At 34.9% G+C, this 15,258-nt stretch carries 16 protein-coding genes and 1 riboswitch; of the genes, 3 read left to right on the forward strand and 13 right to left on the reverse strand.

Going from position 1 to position 15,258, the window contains the following annotated elements; genetic code table 11:
• Positions 1 to 267 precede the first annotated feature (267 nt).
• The 10 genes from AB3U99_RS18500 to AB3U99_RS18545 all read right to left on the reverse strand — a co-directional run bounded on the left by AB3U99_RS18500 (position 268) and on the right by AB3U99_RS18545 (position 10,370).
• Positions 268 to 1,113, reverse strand: coding sequence for a MetQ/NlpA family ABC transporter substrate-binding protein (locus AB3U99_RS18500; RefSeq protein ID WP_400243062.1), 846 nt, complete (start codon positions 1,111 to 1,113; stop codon positions 268 to 270).
• 11 nt (positions 1,114 to 1,124) lie between these two features.
• The gene (locus AB3U99_RS18505) at positions 1,125 to 1,793 is read right to left on the reverse strand and encodes a methionine ABC transporter permease (RefSeq protein ID WP_400243064.1); all 669 of its coding nucleotides are present in this window, start codon (positions 1,791 to 1,793) and stop codon (positions 1,125 to 1,127) included.
• On the reverse strand, positions 1,790 to 2,812 hold the full coding sequence (locus tag AB3U99_RS18510) for a methionine ABC transporter ATP-binding protein (protein ID WP_400243065.1): 1,023 nt from the start codon (positions 2,810 to 2,812) through the stop codon (positions 1,790 to 1,792). Before AB3U99_RS18510 ends, AB3U99_RS18505 begins: the two co-directional genes overlap by 4 nt.
• 148 nt (positions 2,813 to 2,960) lie before the next feature.
• Positions 2,961 to 3,066, reverse strand: a riboswitch (SAM riboswitch).
• A 282-nt stretch (positions 3,067 to 3,348) separates the two neighbouring features.
• On the reverse strand, positions 3,349 to 3,696 hold the full coding sequence (locus AB3U99_RS18515) for a hypothetical protein (RefSeq protein WP_400243066.1): 348 nt from the start codon (positions 3,694 to 3,696) through the stop codon (positions 3,349 to 3,351).
• Between the two features lie 552 nt (positions 3,697 to 4,248).
• On the reverse strand, positions 4,249 to 4,560 hold the full coding sequence (locus AB3U99_RS18520) for a thioredoxin family protein (RefSeq protein WP_400243068.1): 312 nt from the start codon (positions 4,558 to 4,560) through the stop codon (positions 4,249 to 4,251).
• Positions 4,557 to 4,910: a toprim domain-containing protein gene (locus AB3U99_RS18525; protein WP_400243069.1), complete on the reverse strand. Its 354-nt coding sequence runs from the start codon at positions 4,908 to 4,910 to the stop codon at positions 4,557 to 4,559. Before AB3U99_RS18525 ends, AB3U99_RS18520 begins: the two co-directional genes overlap by 4 nt.
• A 205-nt stretch (positions 4,911 to 5,115) precedes the next feature.
• Positions 5,116 to 5,499, reverse strand: coding sequence for a glycine cleavage system protein GcvH (gene gcvH / locus AB3U99_RS18530; protein ID WP_400243070.1), 384 nt, complete (start codon positions 5,497 to 5,499; stop codon positions 5,116 to 5,118).
• Between the two features lie 69 nt (positions 5,500 to 5,568).
• Positions 5,569 to 5,925 (reverse strand): arsenate reductase family protein, encoded by a 357-nt coding sequence (locus AB3U99_RS18535; RefSeq protein WP_400243072.1) that lies wholly within the window; start codon positions 5,923 to 5,925, stop codon positions 5,569 to 5,571.
• 280 nt (positions 5,926 to 6,205) lie between these two features.
• Entirely contained in the window at positions 6,206 to 7,960 is a 1,755-nt protein-coding gene (locus AB3U99_RS18540) for an acyl-CoA dehydrogenase family protein (RefSeq protein WP_400243074.1), read from the reverse strand.
• A gap of 46 nt (positions 7,961 to 8,006) precedes the next feature.
• Positions 8,007 to 10,370 (reverse strand): 3-hydroxyacyl-CoA dehydrogenase NAD-binding domain-containing protein, encoded by a 2,364-nt coding sequence (locus AB3U99_RS18545; protein ID WP_400243075.1) that lies wholly within the window; start codon positions 10,368 to 10,370, stop codon positions 8,007 to 8,009.
• A 199-nt stretch (positions 10,371 to 10,569) separates the two neighbouring features.
• On the opposite strand from AB3U99_RS18545, the gene AB3U99_RS18550 reads away from it, so the two are divergent.
• The 3 genes from AB3U99_RS18550 to AB3U99_RS18560 all read left to right on the forward strand — a co-directional run bounded on the left by AB3U99_RS18550 (position 10,570) and on the right by AB3U99_RS18560 (position 11,512).
• Positions 10,570 to 10,704: a YuzL family protein gene (locus AB3U99_RS18550; RefSeq protein WP_081836570.1), complete on the forward strand. Its 135-nt coding sequence runs from the start codon at positions 10,570 to 10,572 to the stop codon at positions 10,702 to 10,704.
• A 21-nt stretch (positions 10,705 to 10,725) separates the two neighbouring features.
• Positions 10,726 to 10,998 carry a hypothetical protein gene (locus tag AB3U99_RS18555; protein WP_400243077.1) on the forward strand — a complete coding sequence of 91 codons (273 nt, stop codon included), beginning with the start codon at positions 10,726 to 10,728 and terminating at the stop codon, positions 10,996 to 10,998.
• 175 nt (positions 10,999 to 11,173) lie between these two features.
• On the forward strand, positions 11,174 to 11,512 hold the full coding sequence (locus AB3U99_RS18560; RefSeq protein WP_400243079.1) for a spore coat protein: 339 nt from the start codon (positions 11,174 to 11,176) through the stop codon (positions 11,510 to 11,512).
• 466 nt (positions 11,513 to 11,978) lie between these two features.
• Here AB3U99_RS18560 and AB3U99_RS18565 read toward each other — a convergent pair whose 3' ends face one another.
• From AB3U99_RS18565 to AB3U99_RS18575, 3 genes are all read right to left on the reverse strand, one after another.
• Positions 11,979 to 12,227: a DUF2573 family protein gene (locus AB3U99_RS18565; protein WP_400243080.1), complete on the reverse strand. Its 249-nt coding sequence runs from the start codon at positions 12,225 to 12,227 to the stop codon at positions 11,979 to 11,981.
• Between the two features lie 212 nt (positions 12,228 to 12,439).
• Positions 12,440 to 13,585, reverse strand: a complete 1,146-nt coding sequence (gene rodA, locus AB3U99_RS18570; RefSeq protein WP_400243081.1) for a rod shape-determining protein RodA — start codon at positions 13,583 to 13,585, stop codon at positions 12,440 to 12,442.
• A 370-nt stretch (positions 13,586 to 13,955) separates the two neighbouring features.
• Positions 13,956 to 15,239 carry a methyl-accepting chemotaxis protein gene (locus AB3U99_RS18575; protein ID WP_400243082.1) on the reverse strand — a complete coding sequence of 428 codons (1,284 nt, stop codon included), beginning with the start codon at positions 15,237 to 15,239 and terminating at the stop codon, positions 13,956 to 13,958.
• Positions 15,240 to 15,258: the final 19 nt, after the last annotated feature.

Genomic DNA, 15,258 nt, shown 5'->3' on the forward strand with positions numbered 1-15,258 from the left:
CAAATTCTTTACCATCGAGAGCTTCGTTTTAGTATTTATACACGTATTGAATTTAGCCCTAGTACTTATTGGAAATGGAATCTCCCTTCAAAACAAGAATTTCTATATTCCGAAATAATTTAACTTTGAAACAGCACTATATAAAATAAAAAATGCCCCTATAAAGACCGCTACACAAGCTATATCCATTATTGATAGAAATGACTTCATTCTCAATTGGATATTTGCTTTGTGTTTTGGTCTTTTATAGGGACATCCCCTTAATTCTTATTCATTAACAGGTACAACTGCACCTTTATATTTAGTGTTGATGAAATCTTGAATTTCTTTAGAATGAAGCACTTCTACCAATGTCTTAATGGATTCTTTGCTTTCATCTCCTTTGCGAACGGTAATGATATTCGCATATGGAGATTCACTTCCTTCAATTTCAATCGCATCTTCTACTGGGTTTAAGCCTGCATCTAATGCATAGTTTGCATTGATAACAACAGCGTCGCCCTCATTATTATTGAAAATTTGAGGAAGTAATGCTGGCTCATAATCTGCTTTCAACTTAACATTTTTTGGATTTTCTATAATATCTTCGACTGTTGCATTTACTTTATCAATACCATCTTTTAGTTTAATTAATCCACCTTTTTCTAAAAGAGAAAGCACGCGACCATGTTCAGCAACGGAGTTACTTAGAATGATTGTCGCTCCATCTGGAAGCTCATCTAAGCTTTTATATTTTTTAGAGAATACACCCATAGGTTCAATGTGGATTCCACCAGCATTTACAAAGTCATATCCATTATCTTTAATTTGTTGATTCAAGTAAGGAATATGTTGAAAATAGTTAGCATCTAATTCTTTTGACTCTAACGCTTTGTTTGGCAATACATAATCTTGGAAAGTAACAATTTCTAAATCAATTCCTTTTTCTTTAAGAAGAGGCTTAGCTTCTTCTAAAATTTCAGCGTGTGGTACGTTAGAAGCTCCTACTACTAATTTAGTTGTTTCTTTCTCTTCGTTAGAAGCTCCATTTTCATTTTTATCCTCAGACGTTCCGCAAGCAGCAAGAACGAAAACAAATGATAGTGCAATTAGTAATGACCATAATTTTTTCATTTTTATTCTCCTTATCTTTTATCTAATTTTTTTGTTATATAATCTCCAATAAATTGGATGATAAATACAATGATTAATACAATAATGGTTGACACTAGCGTTACATCCCCATTGCCTCTTTGGAAACCTTGTAAATAAGCTAAATTCCCAAGCCCTCCGGCACCAATGATTCCGGCCATTGCAGTCGATCCAACTAGCGCAATCGTAGTTACCGTAATTCCTGAAACAAGAGCTGGCATCGACTCTGGTAACAGAACCTTAAAAATAATAGTTGTCGGTTTTGCTCCCATTGATTTTGCAGCTTCAATAACGCCTTTATCCACTTCTCGAAGTCCAATTTCCACAAGTCGTGCATAAAACGGAGCGGCCCCAATAATAAGGGAAGGTAAAGCTGCTTTCGGTCCAATCATTGTCCCGATTAAGAAAGTTGTTAGTGGGATTAATAAAACCAATAAAATAATGAAAGGGATGGATCGGAAAATATTAACAATTGCACTAATCACTTTGTTAATCAAAGCATTATTCCACATATTCCCTTTAGCTGTTAAGAATAAAGTAATCCCCAGAATAATTCCTAGTATAAAGGTAAAAATAATCGAGAATCCAGTCATAAAAAGGGTTTCTACTGTGGCTTTCCACATTATTTCCCAATTTACATTTGGCAATAAACTTTCGATCATCCGTCGATCACCTCCACACTAATTTCTTGTGAATGAAGGTATTGAATAGCTTTCTCTATTTCTACGTTCTCTCCATCCAAATGAATATACAAGGTTCCATACGATCCATTTTGAGTCGGAGAAATTTTCCCTTGAATGATATTCACCGAAACGGAAAAAGATCGTATTAGATTTGTGATAACTGGCTGTTCTGCACTTTCCCCAACAAATCCAAGCATTACCAAGCTTCCTGTTTTGTAATGTGCTATTAAATGATCAATTGTGTCCTTCGCTTCTTCTGGCTCAATAACTTGTTGAACAAAACGTTTAGTAATCTCTTTCTCCGGCTTTTTGAATACATCAATTACAGGTCCTGTTTCTACTACTTTCCCCTCTTCCATTACAGCAACTCGATGACAAATCTTTCGAATAACATGCATTTCGTGTGTAATAAGAACAATCGTAAGACCAAGACGCTTATTAATATCTACTAACAGGTCTAAGATAGCATCTGTTGTTTGCGGATCCAACGCAGACGTTGCTTCATCACAAAGCAGTACTTTCGGATCACTCGCAAGTGCTCTTGCGATGCCAACACGCTGTTTTTGACCACCGCTCAATTGTGAAGGATATGCATCCTCTCGTCCTTCTAATCCAACTAGCTTGATTAACTCGAGCACTTTCTTTTCTCTTGCTGATTTTTTTACGCCTGCTATTTCTAAAGGAAAAGCGATGTTTTCTTTTACTGTTCTTGACCACAGCAGATTAAAATGTTGAAATATCATACTGATTTCTTGTCTCGCCTTACGAAGCTTGCTACCTTTGATTTTAGAAACCTCGTGTCCTGCAACCGAAACACTCCCTTCAGTAGGAAGCTCCAATCCGTTCAGCATTCTGATTAATGTACTTTTTCCTGCACCACTATATCCGATTATTCCAAATATCTCTCCTGAATGAATGGTTAAGTCTACGTGATCTACCGCAGTGACCTTCCCGCTTCTTGAGGAATATATTTTTTTAACTGCGTTAACATTAATCATATTGTTCACCTACTTCTATCTAAAATTCCACTTTATCGATAACTATTGTAGAATAGTTTTTAACAAAGTACATCATATCATTCCACATAATATAAAAACCTTTCTGCAAGATGAGCAGAAAGGTTTTTATTATTAATAATATCCCTTTCTCTCATCTATCAAAGCTAAAAGCTTTGTGTGAATTGGCACCGTTTCAGTATACTGACGGTTGCCGGGTTTCATAGGGCACATCCCTCCACCTCTCTTGATAAGAGTTTCATTATCTATATGAAATTTAAAATTCGTTTATATGATAGATGTAATTTACCACTTACTGATATTAGTGTCAACACATTTTTTAATATAACATTTTTTCTGAATTTTCAATTAAAATAGGTAAGATTTTCTGACATAATTAATTCGATAAGAAAAATTGGATTTAAAAGGGATTATACAAAAGCTTATCAAAAAAATAACCTGAAATCTCTTTCTCTTTCTGTAAGAAAAGGTGGATTTCAGGAAATAGGAAAGAACTATTTATTTAGGATGGTCCCTACTTAGCTGATTCGTTTTACAGGCTGTGAATTGCATAAGAAAAGCAAGGATTCTAACAAAAGGATTTTTCTTAAAGATCCATCTAATTGAATCAATCCGTTCTTTTTTGCTTCTCTCAGAAGAATCTCTCCACTTGCAATGGAGTAAATACTTTCTCTTTCCCCCATTAACCATACATCTGGATTCTCCTCTTTCATCCTTCTCCATGAAAAATGATGGTTTCTTACCTCCATTAAATAGGCATCCTTTTGGCATGATATTGCTAATGAAAACGAAGTGTTTCGAAATAATGGTTTTAAAGACTCTTTATGGTTCAACTTATCTACAAAACTTGTCATCCATTCCTGCAAAAGCATCTCCTACTTTCTGCCGAACAATCTTCTATTACTTATTCTTGCAATAGCAGAAAAAAACCTGCTTTATATGGAACAATCTTTTTAAGTATCCATTTGGGAATAGAGTCAGTATTTGTATGCCTTTGAATTTCCGAGGATAGAGTCTTTGAGGAGAAGAGGGATCCGTTACCTTTTTGTTCTCTTGTGGATATACGGGCTTTGATGGAACTTCTCTGTTACCTTCTTCACCCAGCTCAAAACAAATCTGCCTTCATTGAATAAGCCACTGCCTTTTATCTATCAAACATAAAAGAAGGCTTTTTTCGTAAAGTTTGTTACTATCGCCCGCAGCCGGAATACACTTCGCTTTCCGCGTGGCTCACGCTGAGCCGTTTCGTCACTACGCTCCTGCAGGGTCTTAAGACTGTCTCGCTAATCCCACAGGAGTTTACGTGTATTCCGGCTGCTCTATTTTTCCAACTAATTCTTTTTTCCTATTGAAAAAACAACAATCTTTAGAAAACAGCCTAAAAGAAAGACCCTTTCCTTCTTGAGGAAAGAGTCTTTCTACTTCGTATATTTATTGATAACTTCCACTAAATGAGGAACCGATTCAAATCTATATAATTTCTCCTTTAGCTGTCCATCTTCCACACTAACTAGGCATGGAACACTTTCGACTTCGTACTTCATCGCCAATTCTGGTGCATAGTTCAAATCCATTTTTCCTAAATGTAAATCAGGCTTCATTGTATGTAATATCGTCAGCATTTTAGAAGCAACCATACATGTTCCGCAAAGGGGAGTATACAAATAAAGAAATACAAGAGGAACATCCTTGATTTGTTTCTCCCATTGGTCGATCTTCCAATCTATCATAATCCATTCATCCTTGCATCTAAATATTTTGCTTCAATCTCGATGTTTGCCTGTAATAATAGTGTTGCTAAATGATGTTCAGGAGAGGCAGCAACTTCTTTGTATTTCCGATCAATATAAAGAAATTCTGCTTCTGGAAGCTCTCTTTTAAACTGCTTTCTTATCTTGTCTCCAGATTTATCTGCATCCACTAGAATATACACATCTTTATCCATTAGTTCTTCTAGTAATTCATCCAGCTTCGAAACGCCAATTGTTCCATTTGTGCATATAATATCCACCGGTTCGCATACAATTTTTTCTACTTTTCTTTTATCCGATTTGCCTTCAACAATGATTACTTTTTTCATTTTTATCACCTAAAGGAGTTATTTGATTTACTTTAACATATCCAAACTAGAAGAGAAAGAAGTAGGTTAATAGCACAATTTTCAAATTAAATACTCTGTACTAGGCACTTTATGCATATTCATACTTTAGTATTCATAACTATATAATTAGGCACTCAAATGAAGAAAAGACATCGGCAAATTACCGATGTCATCGTTACCTGAATTATCCTTCATTCGTCATTTCTTCATATTGCTCTGCAGTCATAAGTGTTTCGATGTCTGCTTTATCGCTTGGTTCGATAATAACCATCCATGCTTTTTCATAAGGAGATTCGTTAACATACTCTGGATTATCACTAAGATCTTCATTTACTTCTACTACTTTCCCGCTGATTGGCGCATATAATTCAGAAACTGTTTTAACAGATTCTACACTTCCAAAAGGCTCATTTGCAGTTACTTCATCGCCTACTTCTGGTAGTTCAACAAATACGATATCACCTAATTCGGATTGTGCAAAGTGTGTAATTCCTACACGAGCATTATCTCCTTCAACTTTTACCCATTCATGTTCTTTTGAATATCGTAAATCCTTTGGTACCGCCATTATTAACCCCTCCGTAAAATCATATTTGCTCTCTATCTTAGAGCCACCTATTAAAAAAAGCAGGTTATTTTATGCCCAGCTTTCTTTAAACATTTCTTCTTTAAAGCCTAATGTAACTTTATTTCCATCTGTCGTTAAAGGTCTTTTAATTAACATGCCATCAGAAGCAAGTAAATCAAGCAGTTCATCATCTGATGCCTCTTTCACTTTGTCCTTTAATCCTAGATCTCTGTATTTCTGACCAGAGGTATTGAAGAATTTCTTTAATTCCAGACCACTTTTTTTATACAAATCCTCTAATAATTCGCGAGAAGGAGGATTATCCACAATATGTTCTTCTTCATATGACATATGATTTTCATCCAGCCACTTTTTTGCCTTACGACAAGTTGAGCATTTTGGATACCAATAAAAAGTAACTTTCATTCCATCACCCATAATCTATGTATTTTATAACATCCAACTAAATATTATCACAATTTTATATAAAGTGAAACTTCAATCAAGAAGACCATCTACGGAACTTTTTACCCAACTAGATTTCTCCATTCTTTTCTTCGTTATGCAAAAGGGAACTTCTTCTCTTTTGATAAGGGAAAAATTCATAATGTATATGGATTAGAATTCTAGAGAAAGGTTCTCCATGTCAGTTCATTAGTCTTAACCAGCACTGCCTGAAGAACCTTGAATCATAATAATTTAATAATTATACCTGATATCCTCCAGCCTTTAATATACGTTTAGCAGCCTCTCTCTTACTTCTAATAATCGGCTTTGGTGTATATCTAGTATATTTCTTCAATACAGATAGGGCTAATCTTAATTCATCGCCGCTATGCATATATGCTAATGTATCTGTTGCCTCTAAAATCACTTGTTGAAAGGCTTCTTGGCAATATATTTCCGTATATAATAATTTTTGCTGTTCTTCTTGATCCCTCTTTGCCATTGCCTTTTCCGTTCTTACAATACAAGAATCCATTGCCAATACTACATTGATAATATTTGCAATATTTACCATAATTTCCTGCTGTTCTTCTAATCGCTGCTTATAGTGTTTAAGCATCATTCCAAATAAGAGATAGGTAATTTTTCTTGCATTAGAAAGGAGCATCTTTTCTTGTGATAACGGTTTTTCATCTGGTTCATCTGGAAGATAGGAAAGCATTTCTTTTTCTGTCATTGCTGCTAGAGACAACAATGGAAGCTCGCCTTTTAAGCTCTTTTTTGCCAAGGTAGGAGGTATCATTAATCGATTTATTTCATTTGTTCCTTCAAAGATTCGATTGATTCTTGAATCGCGGTACATTCTAACAATTTCGTAGTCTTCCATAAAACCATTACCACCATGCAGTTGAACACATTCATCTACAACCATATCCAATACTTCTGAAGCAAAAATTTTGTTTAAACAACACTCTATTACGTACTCATTAATAATTTTCGCCATCTCTTTCAATTCTACGTCATCTGATAGTCCATCCATCGCTTCTGAAAGCATTCCAGCTGTTCGATAAACAGTGCTTTCTGCCGCATAAATATAAGAAGCCATCGTCGCATACTTTTCAAGTGTTAGAGGAAAATGAGATATTGGGGTGGAGAATTGGATTCGTTGGTCTGTATAGGCAATCGTCTTTTTAAGTGCTTCCTTGCTAGCGCCAATAGCTCCAAGGCCTAGTTTATAGCGCCCGATGTTTAAGATATTTAATGCAATTAAATGACCTTTTCCTACCTCTCCCAACACATTTTCAATTGGTACTTCTACCTGATCAAAACGGACCGCGCAAGTAGATGAGCTCTTGATTCCTAATTTATTTTCTTCTTTTCCCACTGACACACCAGAGAATCCCTTTTCAACGATAAAGGCAGTAAAATGCTCTTGATCGACTTTTGCATATACAATAAAGATATCCGCAATTCCTGAATTCGTAATCCACTGCTTTTCTCCTGTTAAACGATAATGTGTGCCTGCTTCATTTAAAACAGCCTTTGTTTTTACACTAAGTGCATCCGATCCGACCGTAGGTTCTGTTAATGCGTAGGATGCTATTTTTTTACCGCTAGCTAAATCTGGTAAATACTTTTCTTTCTGCGCTTTATTTCCAAATAAAACAATCGGCAATGAGCCAATTCCTATATGAGCACCGTGAGTAACAGAGAACCCCCCTGCAACAGACATCATTTCCGAGATAACTGCAGTACTAATCTTATCTAATCCCAAACCGCCATATGCTTCTGGAATATCTGAGCTTAAGAGTCCTAGCTCACCTGCCTCTTCCATCAATTGTTTCGTAATTGTAAATTGATGATTTTCCATTTCTGCCAAATGTGGCAACACTTTTTTCTGTACAAATTCACTTGTCATTTCTGCAATCATTTGATGCTCTTCTGTAAAATCCTCTGGTGTAAAAATAGCGTCTTTGGTGATTTGTTCTGTTAAAAAACTTCCACCCTTTTGCATAATAATTCTTTCCTTCCTTTCTATCGTCAACTAAGGTTTTTCATCTTTATTTCGCTGTCGATGGCTTCCCTGTTTGTAATAAATGCAGCATTCTTTGCTGTGTCTCTTGTTTCCTAATCAAACGAATAAAAGCTTCTCTTTCTAGGTCTAATAGGTAGTCCTCCTCTACCAATGCTCCACAATCTACATCGCCTCCTGTAAGAACTGTTGCAAGATTACTTGCGATAAAGGCATCATACTCTGATATAAAACCGATTTTTTGTAGTTTTACTATTTCTTTCATTAAGAATTGATATCCAGCTCTGCCTGCCACAACAATTTTTTCTTTTTTCGGGGATAGATAATCTTCATTAGCTAATTGCAGGACTGCTTTTTTGGCATCCCTTAATATAAATCGTTCATTATTGGTTATCCCATCCATCTCCGTAAAAAATCCCAATTCCTTTGCATTGGCCGCAGAAGTAGCAACCCTAGCTGTTAAAATCGTCTGAAATACCTCTTCCGAAAGCTTTAGTACATCCTCAGTTGATGAAATTTGCTTTTGCTTCCACTTATTACAATATAATGCTGTTGTTCCTCCACCACCTGGAATAAGCCCAACCCCTGTTTCCACAAGACCAATATAAGTTTCTAGGGAAGCTTGCACCCTGCTTGCCGCCAGACAAATTTCTGCGCCTCCCCCTAATGTTCTTTGATAAGGAGCTGCTATAACTGGCTTTTTGCAATATTTTATGCGCTTCATTGCTTGCTGAAAACGGCGGACGGCTAGCTCTAGCTCTACAACATCTTCGTTTTGGGCTTCTATAAGCATCAATGCTAAATTTGCCCCGAGACTAAAACTCTTTTTTTCACTACCTATAATTAATCCTTTAAATTCCTGCACCTCTACCAGTGCTATCGATTGCTCAATCATGGAAAGAATATCGACACCAATACTCATATTTCTGCTGTGTAATTCAAGCAATAAGACGCCATCCCCTATATCTATTAGACTTGCACCATCATTGGAGAGAAGGGAATCTCTTTGCTTTTTGCTTTCTTGAATGCTTATTTGATCCATACTTTTTGGAATGGGCAAATATTGTCCTTGATGATAATAATGATTCACACCATTAATTTCTTTATAAAATTGGTCAAATCCATGATTAATCATTTCTTTAATCCATAAAGGAATATCCATTAATTCTTCTTCCATTCGCTCGATCGTGTCTTTTAGAGACAATTCATCCCATAAACGGAACGGACCATTTTTCCAGTTGAATCCAGACTGAACAGCTTGATCTAGCTCATAAATGGAATCTGTTATCTCACCAACCATTTTTGCGGAGTAAAGTAAAAATGGGGCAATCCCATTCCATAAAAAATGTGCTTTTTTATTTTTCTCCTGTAAAAACAATGAAAGTGATTTATTCATCACCTGTTCTTTCGCTACGCTTAAATCCTTGTATGTGAACGTATGATAATCTAGAACTTTTAATCCTTTCTCTGTTTTTCTATAAAAACCTTTTCCAACCTTTCTACCGAGCATTTTCTTCTTAAGCATTTCTTCTAGCAAAGCAGGGATTTCGTACATTTCTATTTCTTCTGCCATTTTCATGTTTCCCTGCATGTTTTGAATGACCTGATAAAAAGTATCTAACCCAACCATATCTAATGTTTGAAAGGTGGCGCTTTTCGGGCGGCCAATTAACTTACCAGTTAATTGATCCACTTCATCGATTGTTAAATCAGCCTTTATCATTTCTTTCACAATGTTTAAAAATGCATATGCACCAATTCGATTCGCAATGAAATTAGGAGTATCACTAGCTTTTACTACCACTTTTCCTAATGTCTCTTCAGCAAAAGCACTTACGATTTTCACAACTTCTGGGGCAGTTTCTTTTGTAGGAATTATTTCAAGTAGTTTAATATAGCGAGGCGGATTAAAAAAGTGTGTGCCTAAAAAATGAGCTTGGAAATCTGCAGATAGCGTTTCTTTCATCTTATTTATAGATATACCAGAAGTATTACTGCTTACAATTGATTCTTTTTTTCTATATTGATCTACCTTTTTAAATAATTCCTTTTTTATTTGAACATCTTCAATTATCGCTTCAACTATCCAATCCACTTCCTTCAACAAAGATAAATCATCCTCTAAATTCCCTATTGTTAAATGCGATAAATTATCAAAAGAGGTAAGCGGACTAGGAGAATCTGTTTTCATTTTTTCAATGGCAAGCAGTCCGTATCGATTTCTTACCATCCTATCCTTTTTCGATAATCCTTTTTGTTTCTCTTCTTCTGTTAACTCATTTGGCACAATATCCAGAAGAACTGTAGAAATTCCTGCGTTAAGAAACTGTGCCGCAATCGCTGCACCCATTACTCCTGAACCAATAACCGCAGCTGATTTTATCTCTTTCACCTTACTTCCTCCTTGAAGTTTTGATTGGTTTGTTTGTTTTTGTTTAGATGGTCACTTATTAACTAATAACCTTTTGTCTTTATGTCTATATGATTTTGTACGAAGGATTGGGCATAGTTAATCTCCAAGCTATGTGCTCATTAAATAAGAAAAATAGGAAATGCTAAAAATGAAACAAGAAAGGGAGGTGAATAGAAAGATGGCCCGTCTAAAAAAAAATCCTTCTAAAGCAGGTGTTAGTGCGGCTAGTGTGAAAGGCAATGCTGGTCCAACCGTTGAAACAGATGGTGGTGGAAAAGTTAACAGTCAAAATAATCAATATAAAAAGCGATAGTTTTTAGGAGGTCAAATTTACATGCAACAACAACCCAATAATATGACTCAGCCAAACGGGATGATGATGAAACCACCCGTTATGGTAACAGTCAAAGATTCCCTTTACTTAACAGATATGCTTTCTTGGAATTTATTAGCAATGAAAAAAGCACATTTTTTTGCTCAAAGTGCCCAAGAGCCGGCTATTAAATCACAGCTTGAAAAATGTGGACAAATGCATCAGCGTCATTATGAAAGAATACTGAATCACCTAAATGCTAACAGTCAGCCCATGTCTCAACAACCACAATAATTACTTATGAAATAGCAGCGATTGTTGATTCATACTGCTCATTCTGCTAAAGAGAATGCCAAAACCTAATTTTGACCTTGTCTTTGGCAGAATGAGTAGCTTCTCACAAAAGAGAATAGGATGAATCAGCAATCAAACAGATGAAATTATATTCTTGTGAGGAAGGACAAAGAAAATGAACCAACAAAAAACTATTCAAAATCCTGAAGCGCAGGTACCAAAAACGCCACAAATGAATGATCGTGATTTCACTAACGATATGCTTTCAACAGAAAAATATCTAACTGACTCTTATTCAACAGCTTTAAATGAGGCAAGTAATGAACCACTATATCAAGATTTATTGTCGATTTTTACTGAAACACAAAATATGCAAAGAGAATTATATGATTTAATGTTTCAAAAAGGTTGGTATAAGCTTGAAGCTGCTGAACAGCAAAAGCTTCAACAATCCTATCAGCAATTTAAAGGCTATAGTAACCAGTTCCCTTACGGAAATACTACTATTCAGTAATCATATTGATTCGATGCTGGGACAAAACTAAATAGACAAGTGTAAAGACGAACAATCTCTAATTTAACGCTTAAATAAAGGCTTCTTTTCATATATAGAAAGGGTAAAAACCGATTCGTTTTTAGAGATTGTTTACTTAAAAATTTGTTTTTACAAGAAATAATGAATTAGTTGGAAAATGGAGCAGCCTGAATACACGTAGACTCCTATGGGAGCTGCGAGAAAGTCCGAGACTCTGCAGGAACTTAAGTGACGAAGCGGCTCGGCGCTCGCCCCATGGAAAGCGAAGTGTATTCAGGCTGCGGGTAATAACAGCAGACTTCAATGAAACATTTTCTAAGTCTAAAACACGAAAAATGATACATACATGATATTTGTATAATCGTTTGTGTTTATACTAAGTGTGGAATACTTCTGTCCCAGCCTCGTTTTTGTACTTTGTCCAGCTTTCTATATAGCATATGTTTTATTTCTGATTTTGTTTTCTTATCTCATTCATTTTTTTTATTTCGGATATTATTTCTATAATCGTTTGTTTGCCATCTGGAAATTTAACATTCCAATGCTTTACCAAGCTTGGCATGTTTTTCGACATAAATGAATAAAGCATCCATACTTGTACTTTTTCATTTAGCTCCTTATTTTCTTCTCCAAGTAGCAATTCCGTATAATTGCTTAATAATGCTTCAAATTCTTCTCGGAAATTTTTATTCATTTTTTTATTCCTCCTCGTATATGCGTTGACAACTAAAATAAATTGTTCTATTATTAGATTACATCTAATGATAATGATTATCAATATCATTAACTTCCCATAATGATTGATATTCTTTCCTTTTCTTCCCCCTCATTAAAGAATCGAGAAAGAATAAACGAAAAGAGGCTGCACCCTGTCAGCCTCTTTTTGTTATTTCAAATAAAAAATCGTTACTCATCACTGGAAAACATATACTTTTTATAATGATATCTAATCGAAAAAATTAATCCCATAGAAAGCATATTCCCCATTAAAGAACTACCACCATAACTAATAAATGGGAGTGGAATTCCTGTGATTGGGAGGATACCAACTGTCATCCCAATATTTTGGAAAACATGAAAACAAAGCATACTAATAATTCCTACACTCATACAAGTATAAAAAGTATTTTTTGTTTCCAACGCTACTTTTGTAATGTGGTATATAAGCAAGAAAAACAAACTAATTATAATGCTAGCACCAATAAAGCCAAATTCCTCTCCAACCACACTAAAAATAAAATCGGTATGATTTTCAGGAAGCACTACTTCACTAGTGCCAATACCCTTCCCTGTCGTTTGTCCAGAACCTATCGCAAGTAAGGATTGTGTTAAATGATAACCAGTTGTGCTTTGATACGTATATGGATCCAACCAAGAATAGATTCTTCCCATTTGATATTCCTTTACTCCAAAATACGTTGTAATCCAATCCGAATGCCAAATAACAAGATATAGTATCGCCGTTGCAATAACTCCAAAACTGGAGAAAATAGGCGTTAATATCTTCCACGAGATACCAGAGATAAAAACCATGCCTAGCATAATAGCAAGGAATACTAAAGATGTGCCCAAGTCAGGCTGCAGCATAACTAGAAATAGTGGAAGTGCCGTTACACCTCCTATTTTAAATAATAACAAAAAGTCACTTTGTAATGTTTTCACAATATATTTTTCTTGATGTTCCACAATTAATCGAGATAGCGCTAATACTAAAAACACTTTGACGAATTCAGAAGGTTGCAAGGAAAAACCAGGAAGAGTAAACCAACTTTTCGCGCCATTAATTTCTCTTGCAATGCTTTCCGGCGCAAGAATAAGCAAGACTAATAATAAAAGACCAAAACCATATAAATACCAAGTTAATTTTTTCAACTGATCCGAATCTAACCGAATCACTCCAATAATAATTCCTATACCAACTGCATAATATAAAACCTGCTTTAACACATAAGCAGAATTTGCTCCATATATAGCAGTAAGACTTGTTAAACATAAAAGCATTAATATTAGAACAAGTGTATAATCTATTTTTGATGAATTTTTTGGGGACATATTGTCATTGCTCCTTGTTCAGTAAAACTTTTAACAGTGGGTATAAATCCTCTCACCCTAAAAAATATTATTTTAAATCATTTATATTTATCCCTAAACGAACAGAGAAATTTACACATTTACAATTCTCCATTATATTTGTATTTGCATGAAATAACAACTTTCGACAATCATTTTCGTAAAATTTATTATTTTGATTCCTAACTTTAACCAAATTGCATCAAACCTGTTTAAAATGTCATACAACGATTACTTCCTTTTATTTTCCCCCAAAAAAAAGAGAATGATCAAAAGTGTTCATCTTCCAGTGGAATTTTCTGGAGATGTTAACTATCTTTTGATCATCCTATATTTTAGCTTTTCATTTAAATTAATTTACACGGATTGTTTTTGTTAACTCCACTAGATCATCGGCAATTTTTGCTAAAGATTTAGTGGAAGAAGTAATCTCTTCGATTGCTGCCAGTTGCTCTTGAGATGCTTCCGATACGTTCATTGAATTGTGACTATTCTCCTTCGCAATGCCTGTAACTTGATCCACAGATCCTGCAACCTCAACAATATTTGTAGAAATCTTAGTGGCCGCCTCCAAAATATTTTCCATTTGACTGCTCATCGATAACATGGAATTTGAAATGATAGTAAATTTTTCCTTTGTATCATTTGTAATATTAATTCCATCCTTTACTTCCTCTGTCACTCTTTTCATTGTTTTTACAGAAGAGAGGGTATCGTTTTGTATTTCATTTACTAATACAGCAATTTGCTTAGCAGATTGATTAGATTGTTCAGCAAGCTTTCTTACTTCTTCAGCCACTACTGCAAAACCTTTTCCTGCCTCTCCAGCTCTTGCGGCCTCAATAGCTGCATTTAATGCCAATAAATTGGTCTGATCAGCAATTTCGGTTATAACATTTAAAAATTGACCAATCTCTTGTGATCGCTCCTGTAATAATACGATGGACTCATTGGATTCCTTCACTGAATTTTGGATTAAGCTCATTTGCGTAACCGTACTATCAACAACTTCTTGTCCTTCTTTTGCCTTCAGAACAGTATTATTGGTGCTTTTCACCATTTCTTCTGTATTTTTAGCAATATCTTTAATTTCGTTATTAACAACCGCTACTGACTCCACAATGAATTCCATTCCTTTTGTTTGCTCTTCAGAACCTGCAGCAACACTTTGAATTGCGGAAGAAATTTGCTCTGATACATAGCTTGTTTCCACTGTGTTAGCCGTTAGCTTTTCAGCAGATAAGGTAATATGCTCAGATGTTTCATTTACTTTCAGAACTAAGTTTCTGATAAATTCTTTCATTAAAATAAATTCATCTGTCAATTGACCAATTTCATCATTCGAAGACTTTTTTATTTCAATATCTAAATCGCCTTCAGTAATTCTCTTAGTAGAATTCAATAATTTTTTTATTGGCGAGATGATTATTCGTCGTGTAAATAGGGCGACAATAACTGTTACAAAAACTAGATTAATAATCGTATTTACAAAAATGCTAAATGCCTCTGGAAAAACACCAGCGTCACGAATTATTTCATGAATTTTAAATGAAATCATGGTACTAAATAATGTAGCAAAAAATATTATGACAATTATTTTTGTTCTTAAACTACGAAAAATGGTTCTGTTCTTCATATAGATATACCTTCCTGAC

It is taken from the genome of Niallia tiangongensis, assembly GCF_044704065.1.
Taxonomy (GTDB): domain Bacteria; phylum Bacillota; class Bacilli; order Bacillales; family Cytobacillaceae; genus Niallia; species Niallia tiangongensis.